The sequence below is a fragment of the Bordetella sp. MIP270_01_BMS genome (assembly GCF_054958705.1).
Genome location: NZ_CM143297.1, coordinates 3,949,446 through 3,969,298, shown reverse-complemented (window position 1 = coordinate 3,969,298; position 19,853 = coordinate 3,949,446). Strand labels below are relative to the sequence as shown.

22 protein-coding genes are annotated in these 19,853 nt (G+C 65.8%); 6 read left to right on the top strand and 16 right to left on the bottom strand.

Annotation, left to right across the window (positions count from 1 at the left end; all coding sequences use genetic code 11):
- Positions 1-62: 62 nt before the first annotated feature.
- A complete protein-coding gene (locus ACV17W_RS18655; RefSeq protein WP_462593850.1) occupies positions 63-1,190 on the top strand; it encodes a methyltransferase in 1,128 nt (375 codons plus the stop codon).
- Positions 1,191-1,397: 207 nt separating this feature from the next.
- Positions 1,398-2,240 (top strand): EamA family transporter, encoded by an 843-nt coding sequence (locus tag ACV17W_RS18650; RefSeq protein WP_462596585.1) that lies wholly within the window; start codon positions 1,398-1,400, stop codon positions 2,238-2,240.
- 64 nt (positions 2,241-2,304) lie between these two features.
- Here ACV17W_RS18650 and ACV17W_RS18645 read toward each other — a convergent pair whose 3' ends face one another.
- Together ACV17W_RS18645 and ACV17W_RS18640 are read right to left on the bottom strand one after the other, a co-directional pair.
- Positions 2,305-2,685, bottom strand: coding sequence for a COG4315 family predicted lipoprotein (locus ACV17W_RS18645; protein WP_462593849.1), 381 nt, complete (start codon positions 2,683-2,685; stop codon positions 2,305-2,307).
- Positions 2,686-2,773: 88 nt separating this feature from the next.
- Positions 2,774-3,256, bottom strand: a complete 483-nt coding sequence (locus ACV17W_RS18640) for a YajQ family cyclic di-GMP-binding protein (protein ID WP_462593848.1) — start codon at positions 3,254-3,256, stop codon at positions 2,774-2,776.
- Here ACV17W_RS18640 and ACV17W_RS18635 point away from each other — a divergent pair.
- Complete coding sequence (locus tag ACV17W_RS18635; RefSeq protein ID WP_462593847.1) at positions 3,255-3,419, top strand: hypothetical protein; 165 nt, start codon at positions 3,255-3,257, stop codon at positions 3,417-3,419. The two genes, ACV17W_RS18640 and ACV17W_RS18635, sit on opposite strands and share 2 nt — an antisense overlap.
- Positions 3,401-3,868 (top strand): CopD family protein, encoded by a 468-nt coding sequence (locus ACV17W_RS18630; protein WP_462593846.1) that lies wholly within the window; start codon positions 3,401-3,403, stop codon positions 3,866-3,868. Before ACV17W_RS18635 ends, ACV17W_RS18630 begins: the two co-directional genes overlap by 19 nt.
- A gap of 2 nt (positions 3,869-3,870) precedes the next feature.
- On the opposite strand, the gene ACV17W_RS18625 is transcribed toward ACV17W_RS18630, so the two are convergent.
- The 9 genes from ACV17W_RS18625 to ACV17W_RS18585 all read right to left on the bottom strand — a co-directional run bounded on the left by ACV17W_RS18625 (position 3,871) and on the right by ACV17W_RS18585 (position 11,950).
- The gene (locus ACV17W_RS18625) at positions 3,871-4,854 is read right to left on the bottom strand and encodes a Bug family tripartite tricarboxylate transporter substrate binding protein (RefSeq protein ID WP_462593845.1); all 984 of its coding nucleotides are present in this window, start codon (positions 4,852-4,854) and stop codon (positions 3,871-3,873) included.
- 155 nt (positions 4,855-5,009) lie between these two features.
- The gene (locus ACV17W_RS18620; RefSeq protein ID WP_462593844.1) at positions 5,010-5,429 is read right to left on the bottom strand and encodes a nuclear transport factor 2 family protein; all 420 of its coding nucleotides are present in this window, start codon (positions 5,427-5,429) and stop codon (positions 5,010-5,012) included.
- A 23-nt stretch (positions 5,430-5,452) separates the two neighbouring features.
- On the bottom strand, positions 5,453-6,697 hold the full coding sequence (locus tag ACV17W_RS18615; RefSeq protein WP_462593843.1) for an NAD(P)/FAD-dependent oxidoreductase: 1,245 nt from the start codon (positions 6,695-6,697) through the stop codon (positions 5,453-5,455).
- Complete coding sequence (locus ACV17W_RS18610; RefSeq protein ID WP_462593842.1) at positions 6,694-7,014, bottom strand: non-heme iron oxygenase ferredoxin subunit; 321 nt, start codon at positions 7,012-7,014, stop codon at positions 6,694-6,696. The genes ACV17W_RS18615 and ACV17W_RS18610 overlap by 4 nt, the downstream gene beginning before the upstream one ends.
- A gap of 2 nt (positions 7,015-7,016) precedes the next feature.
- Complete coding sequence (locus ACV17W_RS18605; RefSeq protein ID WP_462593841.1) at positions 7,017-8,285, bottom strand: Rieske 2Fe-2S domain-containing protein; 1,269 nt, start codon at positions 8,283-8,285, stop codon at positions 7,017-7,019.
- Positions 8,286-8,307: 22 nt separating this feature from the next.
- Complete coding sequence (locus tag ACV17W_RS18600; RefSeq protein ID WP_462593840.1) at positions 8,308-8,796, bottom strand: aromatic-ring-hydroxylating dioxygenase subunit beta; 489 nt, start codon at positions 8,794-8,796, stop codon at positions 8,308-8,310.
- A 112-nt stretch (positions 8,797-8,908) separates the two neighbouring features.
- Positions 8,909-10,009: a cupin domain-containing protein gene (locus tag ACV17W_RS18595; RefSeq protein WP_462593839.1), complete on the bottom strand. Its 1,101-nt coding sequence runs from the start codon at positions 10,007-10,009 to the stop codon at positions 8,909-8,911.
- 65 nt (positions 10,010-10,074) lie between these two features.
- Entirely contained in the window at positions 10,075-11,070 is a 996-nt protein-coding gene (locus ACV17W_RS18590) for an ornithine cyclodeaminase family protein (protein WP_462593838.1), read from the bottom strand.
- Positions 11,063-11,950 (bottom strand): fumarylacetoacetate hydrolase family protein, encoded by an 888-nt coding sequence (locus ACV17W_RS18585; RefSeq protein WP_462593837.1) that lies wholly within the window; start codon positions 11,948-11,950, stop codon positions 11,063-11,065. Before ACV17W_RS18585 ends, ACV17W_RS18590 begins: the two co-directional genes overlap by 8 nt.
- Positions 11,951-12,138: 188 nt before the next feature.
- On the opposite strand from ACV17W_RS18585, the gene ACV17W_RS18580 reads away from it, so the two are divergent.
- Positions 12,139-12,864 carry a GntR family transcriptional regulator gene (locus ACV17W_RS18580; RefSeq protein ID WP_462593836.1) on the top strand — a complete coding sequence of 242 codons (726 nt, stop codon included), beginning with the start codon at positions 12,139-12,141 and terminating at the stop codon, positions 12,862-12,864.
- Positions 12,865-12,875: 11 nt separating this feature from the next.
- Here the strand turns inward: ACV17W_RS18580 and ACV17W_RS18575 are convergent, their stop codons facing one another.
- From ACV17W_RS18575 to ACV17W_RS18560, 4 genes are all read right to left on the bottom strand, one after another.
- Positions 12,876-13,934, bottom strand: coding sequence for a mandelate racemase/muconate lactonizing enzyme family protein (locus tag ACV17W_RS18575; RefSeq protein ID WP_462593835.1), 1,059 nt, complete (start codon positions 13,932-13,934; stop codon positions 12,876-12,878).
- 24 nt (positions 13,935-13,958) lie between these two features.
- Positions 13,959-15,044 carry an ABC transporter ATP-binding protein gene (locus ACV17W_RS18570; RefSeq protein WP_462593834.1) on the bottom strand — a complete coding sequence of 362 codons (1,086 nt, stop codon included), beginning with the start codon at positions 15,042-15,044 and terminating at the stop codon, positions 13,959-13,961.
- A gap of 13 nt (positions 15,045-15,057) precedes the next feature.
- Positions 15,058-16,785, bottom strand: coding sequence for an ABC transporter permease (locus ACV17W_RS18565; protein WP_462593833.1), 1,728 nt, complete (start codon positions 16,783-16,785; stop codon positions 15,058-15,060).
- Between the two features lie 90 nt (positions 16,786-16,875).
- A complete protein-coding gene (locus ACV17W_RS18560) occupies positions 16,876-17,907 on the bottom strand; it encodes an ABC transporter substrate-binding protein (RefSeq protein WP_462593832.1) in 1,032 nt (343 codons plus the stop codon).
- Between the two features lie 179 nt (positions 17,908-18,086).
- On the opposite strand from ACV17W_RS18560, the gene ACV17W_RS18555 reads away from it, so the two are divergent.
- The gene (locus tag ACV17W_RS18555) at positions 18,087-18,797 is read left to right on the top strand and encodes a GntR family transcriptional regulator (protein ID WP_462593831.1); all 711 of its coding nucleotides are present in this window, start codon (positions 18,087-18,089) and stop codon (positions 18,795-18,797) included.
- Positions 18,798-18,858: 61 nt separating this feature from the next.
- Here the strand turns inward: ACV17W_RS18555 and ACV17W_RS18550 are convergent, their stop codons facing one another.
- The gene (locus tag ACV17W_RS18550) at positions 18,859-19,848 is read right to left on the bottom strand and encodes a Bug family tripartite tricarboxylate transporter substrate binding protein (protein WP_462593830.1); all 990 of its coding nucleotides are present in this window, start codon (positions 19,846-19,848) and stop codon (positions 18,859-18,861) included.
- Between the last annotated feature and the right edge of the window lie 5 nt (positions 19,849-19,853).

Here is a 19,853-nt window from a genome sequence, read left to right as displayed (position 1 = left end):
GACGCCCGGCTCGGCCGAAACTGCTACAGTGCCTGCAGTTCACCGCGCCCCGCCTTCCCCGCATGCTTTCTTTACCTATTGTCCACTGGACCGAGTCCGGCCAAAACCGAAGCGCCGATTGGCGTTCGGAATCCGGCGCACCGCCCCCTGCCCGCATCGAAATCGCCGACGACCGGATGCCTGCCGAGGTGGCCTATCGCCTGGTGTGCGCGGGCACCCAGCTGCTGTGGCGAGGCGATTTCCACAATGCCCGCCAGCTGTTGCAGGCGCTGGCGCGGCGCATCGACAAGAAGCCGCGCAAGCCGGCTGAAAACCCGCTGGACGCGTTCAATCGGCACCGCCTGGCGCAGGCGCAGCGGGCCCGGCTGCTGGGCAGCCTGCTGCTGCCCATCGAGGCGGGGCATCGCATCGCGCTGCGCCGCGCCCCCGATGTACGGCAGGCCTGCCTGGAGGCTTATGGGCCTGCCACCGGCCCATACCTGGCGACGCTGCGCGAGCTGCAGGGCATCATAGGCGCGCATGAATGGCGCAAGAAAGGGGTGCCCATTGCGGCGCTGGACGCCCGTATCCACCCGCACTATGGCGTGTTCTCGCCGGTGCGGGGCGAGTATGTCGATCTCGTTGCACGCGCCCCCCTGCCGGGCGGTACGCCGCCGCTTGCGTACGACATCGGGACCGGCACCGGCGTACTGGCGGCGGTACTGGCCCGGCGCGGGCTGCGCGTCGTGGCCACCGATCAGGATCCCCGGGCACTGGCTTGCGCGCGCGAGAATCTGGCGCGGCTCGATCTGCAGCACCACGTCGAGCTGCAGCAGGTCGACCTTTTCCCTGAAGGCACTGCACCGCTGATCGTGTGCAATCCGCCGTGGTTGCCCGCCCGTCCCACCTCGCCCCTCGAATACGCCGTGTACGACCCCGACAGCCGCATGCTGAATGGCTATCTGGAGGGCCTGCCCGCGCGCCTGTCGCCCGGCGGCGAAGGATGGCTCATCATGTCGGACCTGGCCGAGCACCTGGGCCTGCGGCAGCCGGGCGAATTGGCCGAACGCATCGCAAAAGCCGGACTGCGCGTGGCCGGACGCCTGGATGCGCGGCCGACACACCCGCGTGCGAACGATGCCAGAGACCCTTTGCACGCCGCGCGCGCGGCCGAGGTCACCACGCTCTGGCGGCTGACGGCTGCCGATTGAGGGCTGGCGCCGCCAGCACCGGTACGGCCCGGCCGCTTCGGCGATGCAGCGGCCGTCGGCCCTGCCAGGCCGGCCAAGGGGCGCAGCGGGCCGTCGCGTAAAATCGGCAGACTGCCTCCACCCTGGGGGCCGCACCCATGCATGCCTAGCTCCGCTTCCCGCCTGCCGGCCTCGCCGCTGATTCCCGTCTTGCTGCTGATGGCCGCCATGATATCCATGCAAGGCGGCGCCGCCCTGGCCAAGCAACTGTTTCCGGCGGCGGGCCCGCAAGGCACGGCGGCGCTGCGCCTGATGCTGTCGGCCCTCATGCTGCTGGCCTGCTACAGGCCCTGGCGGGTGCGCATGCCGGCGTCCGCCTGGCCCCTGGTAGTGGCGTACGGCCTGTCGCTGGGCGCCATGAACCTGCTGTTCTACATGTCGTTGCGCACGATACCGCTGGGTATCGCAGTCGCGCTCGAATTCACCGGCCCGCTTGCCGTGGCCTTGCTCACTTCGCGCCGGCCGGCCGACTTCGCCTGGATCGCGCTGGCCGCCGCGGGACTGCTGATGCTCTTGCCCCACGGCGCCGACGTGCGCGATCTGGATCCCGCCGGCATGGTTTACGCACTGTCGGCCGGCCTGGGTTGGGCCTTCTACATCGTGCTGGGTCGCCGCGTCGGGGTACAGCTGGGCACTCAGGCGATCGCCCTGGCAGCCACCGTGGCGGCGCTGGCGGTTCTGCCCTTCGGTCTCGCACAGGCTGGCGGCGCTCTGCTCTCGGGCCATCTGCTGCCCATGGCGCTGGGCGTGGCCGTGCTATCCAGTGCACTGCCCTATGCCCTGGAGATCACAGTGCTCGCACGCATGCCGGTGCGCATCTTCGGCACCTTGCTCAGCCTGGAGCCCGTCTTCGCCGCGCTGTCGGGCCTGCTTTTCCTGGGGGAAAGGCTGACGCTGATGCAATGGGGAGCCATAGCCGCGATCGTGACGGCGTCGGCCGGCATCACCGCAGGCGGCGGCACCCCGCCCGCGCCGCCGAAGCACGGAAAACGGAGAGCCCGCCAGCGTTGACGGCGACGGGCTGCCATGCCGGCGAATGCGCTGGCTGACGCTGACGCTTCAGCCGGCAGGCCGTTCAGGGTTGCACGACGTGCCAGATGTCGCGCACCTTGTCGCCCTTGCGTTCGCCCGGCTTGGCGTCTTTGACGAACAAGTACAGCGGCTTGCCTTTGTAGGCCCACTGGCGGCTGCCATCATCGCGCGTGATGATGGTGTAGTCGCCTTCCGGCTTGGCATCGGCGCTGGCAGCCAAGGGCGGCCATGCCTGTGCGCATTGGCCATTGCAGGCGCTCTTGCCGGCGCTGTCGTTGTCAAAGGTATATAGCGTCATGCCGGCCTGGTCGGCCAGCACCCCGTCCTGCTGCTTGACGGGCGCCTGGGCCTGGGCCGAGGCGGCGTAGAGGATGCACGCGGCGTACATGGCAGCGTAACGGGCGGAACGATGGATGAAGGTCATGGTGGTCTCCTTGGATTACCCCTGCGTAAGACGTCTGCCGTGACCGGTTTATTCCCTGCGCCGCCCCCATTACGTGGCGCCCCGGTGTTCAGTCGCGGAAGTTCTGGAACTGCAGCGGCAGGTCGACGTCGGCCTTGCGCAACAGCGCAATGGCCTCTTGCAGGTCGTCGCGCTTCTTGCCGCTGACCCTCAACTTGTCGCCGTTGATCTGGCTTTCAACCTTCAGTTTGGCCGCTTTGATGGCGGCGATCAGTTTCTTGGCGACCGGCTGCTCGATGCCCTGGCGCACCGTGACTTTCTGCCTGGCCCCGCCAAGGTTTTCGAGCGGGTCGGCCACATCGAGACAGCGCACATCGATGCCGCGCGCCGACATGCGTGCGCGCAGGATGTCGAGCATCTGCCTGAGCTGGAAGGCGCTGGGCGCCACCTGGGTCACCACAAAGTCTTCGAGCTCGAATTTCGCGTCCGTACCCTTGAAGTCGAAACGGGTGGCCAACTCGCGGTTGGCCTGGTCGACCGCGTTGCTGAGTTCATGTTTGTCCACTTCGGACACCACGTCGAAACTGGGCATGCTGCAAACCTATGAAAAAGTGAATGCGGGCGGCATGATGCCGCCACGGATTCCTGAAGTTTATGTCGTTTTGGTGCCCACCGGCCATGCGGGGCGATATGATGCGGCAGGACGGTGCCTTCGGCGCCGCATGAAGGAAACACCATGTTCTACAGCTTTTTGAAGTTCGCCCACCTGCTGGGCATCATCTTGTGGGTGGGCGGAATGATCTTCGCCTACTGTTTCCTGCGGCCGGGCGTGGCCACACTCGAACCGCCTCAGCGGCTGACGCTGATGCGCGAGGTGCTTGGTCGTTTCCTGAATGCCGTGACGTGGGCAGTCGCGGCGGCGCTCATCAGCGGCGTCTGGATGATAGGCCGTTCGGCCCGCCAGGTGGCCGAGTCGGGAGGCAGCTTTCACATGCCCCTGTCCTGGACGATCATGGCGACCCTGGGGGTCGTCATGGCCGCCATCTTCGGGCATATCCGCTTTGCCCTGTACCCGCGCCTGTCGGCGGCCGTGCAGGCCCAGCAGTGGCCTGCCGCCGGTGCCGCCATGGGTTCGCTCAAGACCTGGGTCGCGGTGAACCTCGCGCTGGGCCTGGCCACCGTGGCGGTGGCCATGCTGGGCTGAACTCAGTCCACGGCGGCGCCGGCCGCCCGTACCACCTTGCCCAGGCGCTCGTATTCCTCGGCGCCGAAGTCCGCCAGTTGCTGGCGCGTGGTGCCGGCCGGGGTCGCCCCGCGCGATTCCAGCGCCTGACGCACTTCCGGACGGCTCAGCGTGCGCTGCACCGCAGCGTTCAGGGCGTCCAGCATGGCGGGCGGGGTGCCCTTGGGCGCATACAGTCCGTCCCAGGCGAAGAACTCATACCCCTTCACGCCGCTTTCACCGATGGTGGGGATATCGGGATGCGAGGCGACGCGCTGGGGCGTGGTCACGGCCAAGGCGCGCAGCTTGCCCGCAGCCACCTGTCCGGCCACATTCGGCATGACGTCTATCAGCAGCGAAATGCGGCCGCCCAGCAGATCGGTCATGGCCGCCGCGCCGCCCTTGTACGGAATGTGCCGCACATCGATGCCCGTCATCTGCTTGAGCAGTTCGCAGGCCAGGTGCGAGGTCGTGCCGTTGCCAGCGGATCCACAGGTCAGATCACCCGGATGCTGCTTGGCGTAGTCCAGCAGCTGCGGCAGCGACTGAAAGCGCTCGTCGTCCGCCTTGACCACCAGCGCGGCGGCAATGGTCGTGAAGCGTGACACCGGCTCGAAATCCTTCGGCGTGAAGCCGGGCGACTTGTACAGCCAATGGTTCATGGCTTGCGTACCATTGGTGCCGTAGGTGAGCGTATAGCCGTCCGGCGTGGCGCGTGCGCCCGTTGCCGAGCCGATGTTGCCGCCGGCGCCAGGCCGGTTCTCGATCACGATGGGCTGGCCCAGTTCGCGGCCCAGCGGTTCGGCCACCAGGCGCGCCAGCGTGTCCCCCCCGCCGCCCGCGGCGAACGGGACAATCAGCGTCAGCGGCTTATTGAACGGCGTGTCTGCGTGCGTCGGACCGGCGGCAATGGCGGTGACGGCCAGCAAGGCGGCCAGGCCCTGTTTCAGGGCAGTTGCGGTTCTCATGGTTGTCTCCTAAAGGGAAGCGCTACATCAAGGTTGCTTGCGCCGCCGGATCCAGGCTCCGGCGGCGATTGTTATGGTGATCTTGCTGCTCATGCGTACCAGGCATTTACGGCTACAGCGACAGCAGGCGGAACCCCCCCGGTGCGGGTTCTGCTTTATTCAGGGGGCAAGTGCCGGCGGCTCTGCTTGTCGGCCAGGCGCCAGCCCTGCGGGGTCAGCACCAGGGTGTCCTTGCAATCGCGCACGGCCACCAGGCGCGGCGCTCCGGCGCCTTCCTGCTCGACGCTCTCATAGGCCGTCAGGAAATAAGCCAGTTCGGCGCGACCCTCCTCGGCAGAGAGCAAACGCATATTGGTGATGACATGGCAGGTGGTGCGCCCGGCAGGACGCGCCTGCAATGCCTGCAGTACTTCGCGGGGCCCGCGCAGCGCCTTGCCCTGCCGCATCCAGACGCCATCCTCGGCCATCAGGGCGGCTACCTCTTCGTGCCGCCGCACATCCAGGGCGTGAAAAAAGGCCAGCACCACCGCTTCGCAGGCGGCCTTGGTGGCGATTGACGAATAGTCTAGGTCCATGATGTCGTCCTGTTTGTTGCGGATCACGTCTCAACCGTGGCCGTGCGACGCTCCGCCGCCGCCAATGGCGCTTCCGGCTGCGCGAACAGTGCGGCATCGATCAGCGCCGCGCCGCTTACCCACTTGCGCAACTGGCGCAGATCGCGGCCGGCATTGATCGCCACGCCCGCCACCGCACGGCCGTCCCGGTCCAGCGCAACCGACAGCAGTCCGCGTTGCGACGGCAAGGCACGCACCGCCTCCGAGCCGGCGCGCTGCGCGAATCCCACGCACTGGATCATGGCGTCGTATTGTTCGGACCACACGGCGCCCGTGGGCACATATGGCACCCTTTCTCCCAGCGCGGCGCGGGCGGCGGCCATGCCCTGGTCCTGGGCGTTCTGCCATGATTCCAGCCGGATGCGGCCTCCGGCCGCCGGCACGTCCAGTACGGCCACGTCACCCGCTGCGTATACGTCGGGCACCGAAGTGCGGCAGTACTCGTCGACCACCACGCCGGCGTCGCAGGCCAGGCCTGCGGCGCGGGCAAGTTCGTCACCGGGCTGCAGCCCTACCCCCAGCACCACCGCGTCGGCCGCCAGGCGGCGCTGGTCGGACAGTGTCAGTTCCAAGCTGGATCCGGCGCCCGCGATGCCCTGCACACCGGTGCCGAGCAATACCTCCACGCCGTTGGCGCGATGCAGATCAGCCAGGTAGGCCGACACGGCGGGCAAAACGCTGCGCGCGCACAGGCGCGCACCCTGTTCGATGACGGTGACGGCACAGCCCATCTGCCGCGCTGTGGCAGCGACTTCCAGCCCGATCCAGCCACCACCCACGACAGCCAGCCGCTTGCCACCGGCCAGCGCCTGACGCAGGCGCAGGGCGTCATCGCGTGTACGCAGCACGTGCACGCCCGGCAGGTCGGCGCCCGGCAAGGCGGGTACGCGGGCGCGGCCCCCGGAACACAGCAACAACGCGTCGTAGGACAACGTTTCGCCGTCAGACGTGAGCACCGTGCGTTCGGCGGGCCTCAATTCCGTGGCCGCCACCCCAGGCCGGAAATCGATATCCAGCGGGCGCCAGGTGTCATCGGGCCACAGCGCGGTGGATTCGGGCGCGGCCGCACCGGCCAGCACGGCCTTGCTCAGCGGCGGCCGTTCGTAAGGCGCGTGGGGCTCGGCGCCCAGCAGGATCACGCAGCCTTCGTACCCCGCATCCCGCAGCGTGCGGGCCGCCCAGCCGCCCGCCTGCCCGGCGCCCACCACGACGATGGCGCCGGTACTCATGCCGATCCGGTCCGCAGCATGATGGTGTCGCCGTCCACCTTCACTTCATAGAGCTTCAGGTCGGTGGTGACGGGGGGGCACTGCGGCTTGCCGCTGCGGATGTCGAACACCCCCTGGTGCAGGGGACATTCAATCGTTCCGTCTTCGAGGTAGCCGTCGGCCAGGCTGGCGTTGCCGTGCGGGCAGCGGTCCTGCGTGGCGCAGATCTCTCCTTCGAGGTTGTACAGGCACACGGCTTCACCATCGAGCGTGACGCGCAGCGTGTGGGTGTCTGGCGAGATGTCCTTGATCATCGCCACCGGTTTCCAGTCGCTCATGTTCACAGCCCCATCGCGACACGGTAGTACTGGTAGAAAGCGCGAATCAGCACTTCGGTGACCATGTAGTCAGCCGGCTGCGTGTCCCGCCCGCCCATTTCGACGATGCCCTGCGCATCGGGATATCCCGTCACGCCGATCTGCACCTGGTTGAGCATTTCGCTGTCGTCCATCGATACAAAGCCGGCAGGGCCCAGCAGGTTGGCATGCTTCAGACGCAGGCGCGTCATTTCCTCGTCATCGTCCTCGTAGCCGTAATACGTGAAAACCAGCTCGTGTTCGGTCGGGCTGCGCGGAATGACGTGGCGCGTCTTCAGCGAATTGGCCTGGATGCCGAACTGGGCAGCCGGGAACACCCAGGCGCCGCCCACGCGGCCGCGATTGAACTCGGCGCGCGGCGTAACGGTCTCCAGGTCCAGCAACTCCAGGTCGTCGCGGAAACGGCTCATCTCGGAGGTGGCCTCGGTTTTCTTCTTGCCCTCGTTGTGCGACACCATCACGCTGTGCGCGCCGCCGCCAGTCGGAATGCATTCCGACTTGGAGTCTGCGCGCCACAGGCCGAATGTAATGTAGAACGTGTGCAGCAAGGTGGCGTGGTAGGGGTCCTTGAGGTTCTCCAGGTACATCTTCCAGTTGCTGGGGATCAGCTGGCGCGTGTAGCCCAGCAGCTTCAGCTTCTTGCCCGGCAGCATGTGGTCGATTTCGGCCAGCACCTCGGGCCCGCAGTACTCTTCGAAGCTGGGGCCGTCTTCCGCGAAAGTGGCCCACACCGAACCACCGCGATTTACGCTGCTCAGCTTGCGTATGCCGTTCTGCTTGGGGTCGAAGTCCTTGGGCATGCCGCCCTTGCCCATGGCGCCGCGACGGAAGGGCACGCCTTGCAGGTTGCCGTTCAGGTCATAGTTCCATTGGTGGTAGGGGCAGGTGAAATCCTTGACCTTGCCGGTGTTCTGCCAGCAGATCTGCGCTCCGCGGTGCGCGCAGCGGTTTTCCAGCACGGCGATCTCGCCGGTTTCGGTGCGCACCATGATGACCGGACGGTCGCCGATCCAGTTGCGCTTGTAGCAACCGGGCTCGGGCACTTCGCAATCCAGCCCGACGTAGTTCCAGGTCTTGCCGCCGAAGAACACGTCCATTTCTTTGCGGAATACATCCGGGTCGGTATAGATCCAGTTGGGAATGCGCGTGTGGCCTTCCTTGGGCCAGCGGCGTTCGATGCGAATGGGCGCCGCCGCGGCGGCTTCCAGCACAGGGGTATCAGGACAGGTCATGGCTGTTCCTTGGAAAGCGGATTCAGACGGGAATGATCAGCGACGTGCGCACGCGGTAGTTGTCGTGTACGCAGTCGCGGCGGCGCAGCAGGAAGCCCTGGCCGGAGCGAACCAGCACATCCTTGTAGCAACCCACCATGTTCAGGACCGGTTCACGGTCGGACAGGGCCTCGGTGATCGCGAAATTGGCCTGCGCAACTATCTCGTCGGCGCCCGCCTCGATCACGCGGACGCCGCTGATGAAATGCCGCAACGATCGAGGCTCATAGACCGTGGTTTCGCGCAGCGCCGTCACCCGGTCTTTGACCATGTTCTTGTTCATGCAGTAGATGAGCCCGATGGGCAGGCCGGCGTCGTAGTTCTCGCGCGAGAGCACACGGTAATGGCAGTCATCGGTGAAGAAATCCGGCCAGTCTTCCAGGCGGCCCTCGTCCAGGCAGGCAGCGTAGTCGTCGTAAAAATCACGCAACTGCGCCCGCAGTGCCGACATATCGATAGCAGTGGTTGTCATGAAGTCTGTCCAACAAAGAATGCAGGGTGGCGCTCAGCCGCGCCGATGGCGTGTTACGGGGAAGCCTCGCGCGTAGGCCGGGCGCCGGGCGTACGAGCGCCCGGCGCGCAGGTCACGATGCCGCCGCCAGCTGGGCGCGGTTGCTTTCAAAGCCGGCCTGGCTGCCCAGCGCCAGAATCGGCTCTTGCAAACGCTCTTGCCAGATCAGCGACTCCATCGCGATCTGCAGCGGATGGTCCTGCACAGTCAGCGCCGAGGTCGTCTCGGTGCCCGAGTGGTGCGAATGCATGGCCCAGCCGGGAGCGGACAGGATCAGGTCGCCCGCTTTCCAGTCGAGCCGCTGCTTGCCGACTTTGCTGTACCCATTGCCGCGCAGGTAGTAATTGATGGCGGCGGAGCTGTGGCGGTGCGGCACGTGGTGGTTATCGGGCGGCGAAGACGATATGGTGGCGAAATAGCTGTGCGTGGTGCCGATGCGCCGCTCGGTCGCCGGGTTGTAGAGCACGAACAGGCGGCGTCCGTTGTAACCCTTGGCGATGTCTTCCACGCTGGGCAGGTAGGTCGATACTTTTTCCCAAGGCCAGTGCAGCGCCTTCGACTCGATCACATCGATGTCGATCAGCCATTCGTATCCCAACAGCGTCGCGCCATCGGGGCTGATCTGTTCGCGCAATGCCAGGTCGCGCGCACGCGCGGCGCCAGCGGGGCGAGGCTCGGGGGGACGGGTATTTGCGTCGGCCGGCGGAACGTCGCCCTCGAACTCTTCGACGTAGTGCACTTCCAGCTTTTCCAGCAGCGGCGCGTTCGAATAAGACAGGCGCACCCAGGGCTCCTGGCCGTCGTTGCGGTACGAATGCACCTGCATCGATGGCGTGTTCCAGACATCCCACTTCGAGATGCGCAGCTCGCGGCCGCTGACCACGGCCACGCCCGAACCGCGTATACAGATCTCGAGCATGTTCGAGTTCTTGCGCAGGTTGAACGTCGATTCTCCGGGATTGACCACATTGATCGTGACGTCCGTGCCGGGCGTCAGGCCCAGGCCCGCCCCCTTGGCCGCCGGATGCACGATCAACGATGCGCGCCGTCCGTTGGCAGGCCGAGGCGCTGCGATCAGGCGTTCGATTTCGCGATCAATATCTTCTTTGGGAATCAGTAACGGATCCCATTGTTGTTGTGGCCGGGCCGGGGCCCCGCTGACGTCGACGAACATAATGTCTCCTTGCCGGAAGGGTGCCAGCCGCTGCCGGCACCGTAGAGGTGGGAATCGGTAAGTTTTCAGGCCTGCGCCAGGAGCAGGTTCTCGCGCGTCTGGCGCGGCAGGGCATGGCCCAGGTCGCGCGCGCAGGCCGTTTCATAGACCACTTTGGCCATTGCCAGGTCGGACAGGCCCATGCCCATGCCCTTGAAGAGGGTCAGGCGGGCGTCAGCCGGACGCGTCGTGCCCGCCGCCAGCAGGTCGCTCAATACGTCCACGCCCTGCCACGGCGATGCATCGCTGCCATAGCGCTCGCGCAGTTCGCGCGATCCGCGCCGGGCGTTTTCCAGATCGTCCACGACGACCAGGTCGGCCCGGTCGAACACGTCCTGCGCAAACTCGGCCTTGGCCGGAAGGATGGCGCCCACAGCGTTCAAGTGCCGGCAGGCCTGCAGATCGGCAGCGGCCACAAAGGGTTCGCTCGCCCGCGTGATCAACGTGACGATCTCGGCGCCATCCAGCGCCTGCGACAGACTGTCGGCCGCCACGACCTCGAACGGGTATCGCGGCGCCACGCGCTCGACGAAGGCCTGCCGTTTCTCGACCGTGGGGCTGTACACCCGCACCGAACGCAGGTCGCGCACGGCCGCCAGCGCCGCCAATTGCGTCAAGGCCTGGGGACCGGTGCCGATGAGCGCAGCAGTGTCTGCCTGCGCGGGCGACAGCGTGCGGGTGGCCACGCCGCTGATTGCCGCGGTGCGCAACATGCCCAGCGCACGCGCTTCGATAATGGCGAGCAGCGTGCCCGCATTGGCGTCGAACAGACTGAATACGGATCCGCCACCCGCCTTCGTATGCACCCAGGTCTTGAACCCGGCGTAGCCGCTGGCCGTCATCACGGAACCGAGCGCGTGCATCGAACTTCCGTCGCCCCACGTCGCCAGTGCCTTGGGCAGGTTGCGTGCTTCATTGCGGCCTTGGGCGGCCAGGGTTTCCTGCAGCGCATCGATGGCGCGCGGCATGTCCAGCACCGACACCACGTCGTGTTCGCTCAGATATCGCATTGCTTCAGCCATGATGCTGCCCCTTCAATTGGTCATGTGCGAGTGCGTCGGCGCCGGCCGGCTCGTCGACCACCCGGTTCACCAACCGGCCCACGCCCGGTATATCGACTTCCAGCACGTCGCCGGCCGCCATGAACCGCGGCGGCGTGCGGCGTGAACCCACGCCTTCGGGCGTGCCGGTGGCAATGATGTCGCCCGGTGACAGCGCCGTGAAGCTGCTGATGTAGGCGATGAGTTCGGGAATGGGAAAGATCAGGTCGGCAACCTGGCCGTCCTGCATGAGTTCGCCGTTCAGGCGCGTGATGACCTGCAGCCGCGCCGGATCCGGGACCTCGTCGGCGGTGGTGAGCCACGGCCCCAGCGAGCCGCTGCGTGCAAAGTTCTTGCCCGGCGTGACCTGAGCGCTATGCTTCTGGAAATCACGCACCGAATTCTCGGCCATACAGGTGTAGCCGGCCACATGGTCGAGCGCGGCCGCGGCGCTGATGCGCCGCCCCGCCCGGCCGATCACCACGGCGAGTTCACCCTCGAAGTCATATCGTGTCGAGGCAAGCGGGCGCCACATGGGGGCGTCGTGCCCCACGAACGTGTCGGCAAACCGGATGAACAGCGATGGATGCGCAGGCAGCTCACGGCCGGTTTCAGCGATATGCCGGCCATAGTTCAGGCCTACGCAGATAATCTTGCCCGGCGCGACCACGGGCGGCAGGAGGCTCACCTCCGCCAGCGGGATGCGGGTGGCTGCCGTGTCCACGGCCTGGTCCAGCGCCTGCCGGCCCGCGGCCAGCGCCGCAGCCACATCGGGCCAGCGCTCGGTCAGCACAACGACCTCTTCGCCTTGCAAGGCGCCCCAGCCGGCATGGCCTTCATATTGGAAGCTGAGCAGCTTCATCTTGTCTCCGGATTACATAGACGATGCATGGATTGCATGCATTGCGGCGGGATTACACGTCGATCTCGCCACTTTCAATAATTATTGCATGCAATTTTGATCTGTCGCAAGTGATTTGGGTATGCTGGCGGAGTCTTTGCATGCAATCTTTGTTTAAACTTGAGCGCCGTTACAGGAGTCCCCGACGCATGGCTGCACAAATCGACAAGGTCGTGTCCGAACTGCGAGACCTGGTGCTTTCGGGCGAACTGCAGCCTGGCGAACGCGTCATCGAATTGCAGTTCGCCGCCCGCCTGGGCGTGTCGCGCACGCCGCTGCGCATCGCCATGACGGAACTGGAAAAGGAAGGCCTGCTCGAACGCCTGCCCTCGCGCGGCTTCCGGGTGCGCTCATTCACGGTGGACGAGATTGCCGACGCCGTCGATGTGCGCGGCGTCCTCGAAGGCATGGCGGTACGTCTGCTTGCCGAACGCGGGGCCACGCAAGACACGCTGGATGGCCTGCGCCGGGCCGTCGACCAGGGCAAGCAACTGCTCTCGGCCGCGGAACGTGATCCGAACGTCACGGTGGACGCTCGGGCCTGGGGGCAGATCAACCGGCAGTTCCACGAATTGCTCTACGAAGGCGCAGGCAACCGCGCTCTCATTTCGGCGCTGGACCACAACAACAAAACGCCTCTGGCCGGCCCAGCGGCCCTGACCCTGCCGTCAACGCCATCGGTGCTGGAAACACCGTTCGTGCTGCGCGCGCAAGCCGATCATGAAGACCTGCTGCGCGCCATCACCCGCCGGGAAGCGGTCCGTGCCGAGAGCCTGATGCGCGAGCACGCCTACCGAAGCCGCGAGAACAAGCGCGTACTGCTGGCCACCATGAGAACGGGCCGGGGCGATGGCGCACCGCCCGCTCAAGACTGAAGCTGTCGCGCTCAGTTCATATCCCACCACGACTGCAGATCAACGCCCACGCCGGGCGCAGTGGGCACCGTCATGACGCCGCCCACGATGGCCGGCGGGTCGGCCACGTCCGACTTGTAGAAGCGCGCCGTGCCCAGGCCGCAAGGTTCAATCTTGCCCGGCAGCAAGGCGGCGCAATGCAGTGCGACGTGCAGCCCCACCGAGGTTTCCAGGCTGGCCGTCACCACGCAGCGAACATTGCGCTGATGCGCTTCGTCGATGATTTCCTTGGTGCGGTCCGGGCCGCCGACGCGGGGCGGTTTCAGGATGAGCACCTGCGCCGCCTGCAGTTCGATCGCCCGCCGGGCATGGAACAACGACCGGATCGAATCGTCCAGGGCGATGGGCACCGGCGTCTGTCGGCAGAGTTCCGCGTACGTCGTCAGGTCGGTGCCACGCGGCAGCGGCTCTTCGATATAGTCGATGCCGAAAGGCTCCATGGCACGGATCTGTTCCAGCGCCCACGACACGTCCCACGATTCATTCGGGTCCAGGCGTATGCGCAGGTCGGGGTAGGCTTCCCGGACGGCGCCCACGCGCGCGATATCGAGTTCGCGTTCCGTCGTGCACTTCATCTTTATGGTGTCTTGCCCGATCTTCAGGGCATCGGCGACACGGCTCACGCACACCTGCGGATCGGCGTCGCCGATCAAGTCGTTCACCGGCACGGTGGCGCTGTGCTCGCCACCGAGAAACTTGGCCAGGGAAACTCCCGCATGCGCCGCCCGGGCGCTGATAAGCGCTGAGGATATGCCGCAACGCAGGCGCGCCGGCACCTCGCGCAGCTCGAGCTCATGCAGCAGATCACCCTGCGCGGGATCCAGCCCGTCGAGCAGCGCCGAGCAATGCGCCGCGTAGGCCCACCCGTCGAACAACACATGCGGCGGAAGGGCCGCCTCGCCCCACCCTACCGCCCCGTCCCACTCCGCGCGTACCAGAATGCCGCGGCGCACGTACTGGGTGCCCTTGGACCAGCGGTAAGGCACCTGCAACTGCTGGACATAGGGTTTGAAAGCTAGAGATTGCGTCATTTGCAAAGGTCCTGGATGTACAAGTCAGTCTGCCGGCAGCAGCACGCACCGCTCCGGAGGAAAATGCAATTTCACGTTGTCCCCCACGGCTCGCAAGCCGCCGGAGGAGGCGCTGGCGGACACCACCCGGCCCGTGGCCAGGCGCAGGCGATACTCGATGCGTGCACCCACGAAAACGCTGCGCTCTACCACCGCGTCGAAGCAGTTCACGGAATGGCCGAACGTGTCGCCGATCTCGATCGCCTCGGGCCGGATCATCAGGTTGCGGGCGCGGCTCTCCAGATGCACGTTCTGCGTCGCCACCACGCGGCCCACGTCGGTATGCGCGGCCACGGCCCCCCCATCGATCGGCTCGACTTCGCACGGAAAGATCTCGGCCTTGCCTATGAACTGCGCCGTGAAGACGCGCTGCGGCCGCTGGTACAGATCAATGGGCGTACCCTGCTCGACGATGGCGCCCTGGTTCATCACCACGATCCTGTCCGACATGGCCAGCGCTTCGTCCTGGTCGTGCGTGACGAACACGGTGGTGGTCTTCAGGCGCCTTTGCAGCTCGCGCAACTCATCGCGCATCTGGTCGCGCAGCTTGGCATCCAGATTGGACAGCGGTTCGTCCAGCAGCAATACCTTGCCGCCTCGCACGATGGCGCGGGCAAGCGCCACCCGCTGCTGCTGCCCGCCCGACAATTGCGTCGCCGAGCGCTGCGCGAAGCTGCCCAGCCCGACCATGTCCAACGCACGGGCGACCTCCTTGCGGGTCCGCTCGCTGGACGCTCCGGCCGCCTCCAGCGGGAACGCCACATTCCCCTGCACGGACATATGAGGCCATATGGCGTACGACTGGAACACCATGCCGAGATCCCGCTTGTGCGTCGGGATGTCCAGCCCTCCGCGCGAGTCGTACACCGCCTGCCCGTCGATTGCGATGCGGCCGCGCGTGGGCGTCTCGAGCCCGGCAATACAGCGCAGCGTCGTGGTCTTGCCACATCCGCTCGGCCCCAGAAAAGTGCAGAACTCTCCCTCCTGGGCCGACAGCGAAATAGATTTCACAGCCTCGACCGGACCGCGGTCGGTCTGGTAATGCACTTGCAGATCAGACACTTCCAGCATGATTCCCTTCCCATTAAGCGTTGCGAGGCTTGCGTGCCCCGGCCGCCTGCCAGACGAGCATGGTCACGAAGACCAGCGCCACCAGCCAGATACCCACGGCCGCGGCTTTGTTCGGCTCGCCGCCCACCCAGAAATTCCACAGCACCACGGGCAGCGTCTGGTTGCCCCCGCCTTGCAGGAGCAAGGCCGATGACAGCTCGCGCATGCAATGCGCGACGACCCAGATCCACACGGCCAGCGCCGCCGGCAATGCCAGGGGCATGACGACCCGCCGCATCACGCGCCACCAGCCCGCCCCGGACGTGCGCGCCGCCTCTTCGAGTTCGCGATGCATCTGCATCAGTACGCCATTGGTGGTGCGGGTGCCGAACGGGATATACGTGGTGACGTATGCGATGACGATGATCCACACGCTGCCGTAGATGTTCATCAGGGGCATGTTCAGGTACACGTAGATGAGCGCCACGCCTATCATCGTTCCCGGGATCGCGATGGGCAGGAAAGCCAGGAAGTCCACCAGCTTGCCGCTGACGCCGCGCCGCCGCACCACGATCCACGAAATCAGCACCGAGAACGCCGCCACCACCGTGGACGCGACCACCCCGATGAGCAGCGAATTGCCGAGCGCCGTCAGCGTCAGCGGGTCGGTGAAGAAGGCCATGTGATTCGCCAGGGACGCCTGGCTGGCGGCCGAAAGCGAAGGCGGCATCATCCACGGCATCAGGCTGGTCCAGGCCAGCATGGCCAGGGGTATCACGGTGGCCAGCAGGAAATAGAGCGAGATGAATCCCAGCGCCACCCATTTCCAGCGCCCCAGCCGCGACAGCCGCGGACGAAAGTTCTTGCCCGTTACCGTGACGAAACGGCTGGCGTTTCGGGTCAGCCGCTGATAGCCCCAGGCCTGCAGCAGCAGAATGGCCAGGAAGAACACGGATATGGTGCTGATGACGTGATAAGCCGACATGCCGCCCGCGCTATCCGTGGCCAGATACAGAATGCGGCTGGACAGCACGAAAATATTGACCGGCATCCCGAGCGTGCCCGGAATGTCGAATACCAGGAAGCCCACCATCAGCATGAACGTGGCGGCGGCCAATACGGCCGGCGCCAGCAGCGGCACGAAGATGCGCGCGAAGATGCGATACCGGCTCGCCCCGGCCGTCATGGCGGCTTCTTCCAGGCTGGGATCCATGTTCCGGAAGGCCGGCGACAGGATCAGGAAGGTCGAGGGCACCAGGGACAGCGCCTGCACGAAAATCATGCCGGCCACCGAGTAAATATTGAACGGCGACTGGTCCAGTCCCAGCGTATCGCGCAGGAAAGTATTGATGACCCCGATGCGCGGACTGAGCAGCAGGATCCATCCGATCGCGAGCAGGAACGGCGGAATCGCCATCGGGAGCGTCAGCAGCACCCGTATGGGAGTCTTGCCCGGCAGGTCGGTGCGCTCGACCAGCCACGCCAGCGCCACGCCCAGCAGCAGCGCCCAGAACATGGAACCCACCGCGAACTGCAGTGTCACCCACACCATGGACCAGAACTCGGCGTCCGCGTAGACCTGCACATAGTTGCGCAGCGTCCACCCCTTGTCGAAGGGCAGGCCCGAGGGCGTAAGACTGCTGATCACCAGAATGCCCAGCGGCACCAGGACCAGGTAAGACAACACGAGCAGCACTACCAATGCCGGCAGGCCGCGCGCGAGATTCGACCGGCTCAGGCCGGCCCGCTTCATTGCGTGCATGAGATTCGCACCCCGAATTGGAAACAGGCTTGCGCACCGCGCCTCGGCCCGCCCGGTTGGCATCGGGCGGGCCGGGCGGCGGCGCCGGGATCACATGGCCGGGCGCGACTTCGCCAGGATGGCGTTGTATTGCTCGTTCAGCTCGGCGAGCTTGGCCACGTCGGCGAAGGGCCATTCGGCGACCTTGACGCCCTGCAGCATCTCGTAGGTCTTCGTGGACGACACCAGAGGGTTGCCGCGCGAGGTGGCCTGCTCGTAGACTCTCGCGCCTTCAGGGGTGGCCAGCCACAGCATCAGCAAGGTGGCCCCGCTGGGATTGCGGGCCGATTTGCTCACACCCGACGAGATGGTGTGCATGGGAGTGGGATCCAGCATGCGGTACTTCACCGGCGCGCCCGCGTCGAAGACCGGTTGCGCCGAGTGGTAGAAACCGATGGCGACATCGACCTCGCCCGATGCCACGCCCTGCGCCAGCGGAAAGGTGGACTTGAAAAGGTAGGGCTTGAGCTTCACGAATTCTTCGAGACTGGCCCGGGCCTTGTCTTCACCCCAGGCACTGGCCAACTGGGCAAAGGCGGCGGCCCGCACCCAGGACCCCACCCGGCCGCTCCAGCGTTCATTGATCACTTCGTCCCAGGAACCGGGCGCCTGCTCGTCCGTCACCTTCCGGCTGTTCCACAGCAACACGTACACCGACGCGGTGGTCGGCACGGCGTAATTCACCGGCAGCAGGGCCGGCGGCAGTCCCAGGTTGTCTTGCGACAGGTCGCGGAGCAGACCGCGTTCATTCAGTTGCCACAGATGGTCGGGCCCGCCTGTCAGCAGGTCGGCGGTATGGCCGCGCGCCTGCACTTCCTGGATGGCGCGCGAGGCCAGCTCGTTGCCGCCCACCATGCGCACGTATTTCACTTTCACGTCGGGGTAGCGGGCGTTGAACGCCTTCAGCACTTCTGCGATCTGGTTCTCGGGCGAACTCTCGTACCAGATGACCGCATCGCCCTGCGCCGCCTTGGCCGCCAGCGCTTGCATGGCGTCGGCGCTTTGCGCCCACGCCCCATGACAGGTGACCGCCAGCATCGCGGCCGGGAAAAGATTGCGGAATAGGCTGCGCAACAGCTTCATGGGACTCTCCTCGTTCCATCTTGGTGAACAGCGCATAAAGCATGTTGCATGCAATTTACGCTGTTGAAGGGATTATTTTTCGATATAACAGCAATTTAAATTTATATTGCATGCAATAAAGCATGGTGTCAAGATTTTGCTGCACGATGCGATACGCGTCGGCACCGGAGAGCCCGATCATGTCGAGCCAAGTGAATTTTGTCGTTTCGAGCCTGCGCAGCCTTATCCTGGGCGGGCAGTTACAGCCGGGGGAACGCATCCGCGAATTGCACGTTGCCTCGCGCCTGGGCGTGTCGCGCACTCCCATCCGGCTGGCGTTCAGTCACCTGGAGAGCGAGGGGCTGCTCGAACGTCTGCCGACGCGGGGGTTTCAGGTCCGTGCGTTCTCCATCGAGGAAATCGCCGACGCCATCGATGTGCGGGGCGCGCTGGAAGGCATGGCGGGACGGCGCGTTTCCGAACATGGCCCCACACCCGATTTACTGAACGCGCTGGCCGCCTGCGTGCGGCAAGGGCGGACGCTGCTCGACGAGGCCAGGTCGCGCCCAGGCAGTTCGGTAGACCCCTATGAATGGAGTCGCATGAATGGCCGCTTCCACGGCCTGATCGTGGAAAGCGCCCGCAGCGACGCATTGACCAGGGCGATCCTGCAGAACAACAAGACACCGCTGGCCAGCGCGAGCGCGCTGGCCCTGACCGCGTCGGCCGGACTGGAAACCACGCTGCTGGAATCGGCCCAGGCCGACCACGAAAAGATTCTCGACGCGTTCCGCGAAGGCAGCAGCGCCCGCGTGGAGTGGCTGTTGCGAGAACACGCGCGGCTGAGCGGTGAAAGCAAGCGCAGGCTGATTGGAAACATGCGCAATATGCCGCAGCATCACATTGCGTGACACCGGGCTTGCCAGTCTGCCGACGCGCGTGGCCACCACGCCAGGCGCGTCGGGTACAGCGTCAGTCGACGCGCGCGCCGGACTGCTTCACAACGTCGGCCCAGCGGGCAATATCGGCCTTGTGCACGCGCTCGAAGTTGGCGGGGCTGGGGTCGGTCGGCGGGGTGATGCCCTGCGTGTCGATCAGCCAGCGCTTGAACTCGGGCTTGGACATTTCGGCGATGACGGCGTCGCTGAAGCGCTTTTGAATATCGGCCGGCAGCTTGGCAGGGCCGAACAGGCCGTACCAGGTGCTGCTTTCATAGCCAGGCAGGCCGCAACCTTCGGCAACCGTGGGCACGTCGGGCAGGGCTTCCAGGGGAGTCGAGGTGGTGACCCCGAGCGCCCGCGCCTGGCCTGACTTCACGGCCGCGATGCTGGGCGCGCTCTGGTTGAAGAAGAAGTCGACCTCGCCCGACAGCAGGGCCGTCATGGCGGGACCCTGGCCGCGATACGGCACGTGCATGATCTCGACCTTGCCCTGGTTGGTGAACTGCGCGCCCGCCAGGTGGCCCGACGTGCCATTGCCCGTGGACGAATAATTCAGCTTGCCCGGGTTCTTGCGCGCCAGCTCGAGCAGGTCTTTGCAGGTCTTGATGTCCGGGTGTTTGTTGGGATTGACCAGCAGCACGTTGGGCACGTCGCCCAGCAGCGCGATGTGGCTGAAGTCGTCCCATACGTCGAACGTCAGGCTGGTGTAGAGCGCTGCGTTGATGGCGTGCGTGCCGGCCGTGCCGAACAGAAACGTGTAGCCGTCGGGCTGCGAACGCGACACCACGTCCGACGCGACGTTGCCGCCCGCCCCGGTACGGGCTTCCACGACGATGGGCACGCCCAGGGTCTGGGTGAGGCCCTGGCCCAGCTTGCGCGCGTACAGGTCGACGCCCGAACCATTCGGGAAGCCGCCGACGATGGTGATGGGCCGCGAAGGCCATTTGTCCTGGCCCGCGGCCGGCATGGCGGCCGCCAGGGTGGCCGCTGTCAGTGCGGCAATACTAAGAACACGCAACATGGTTT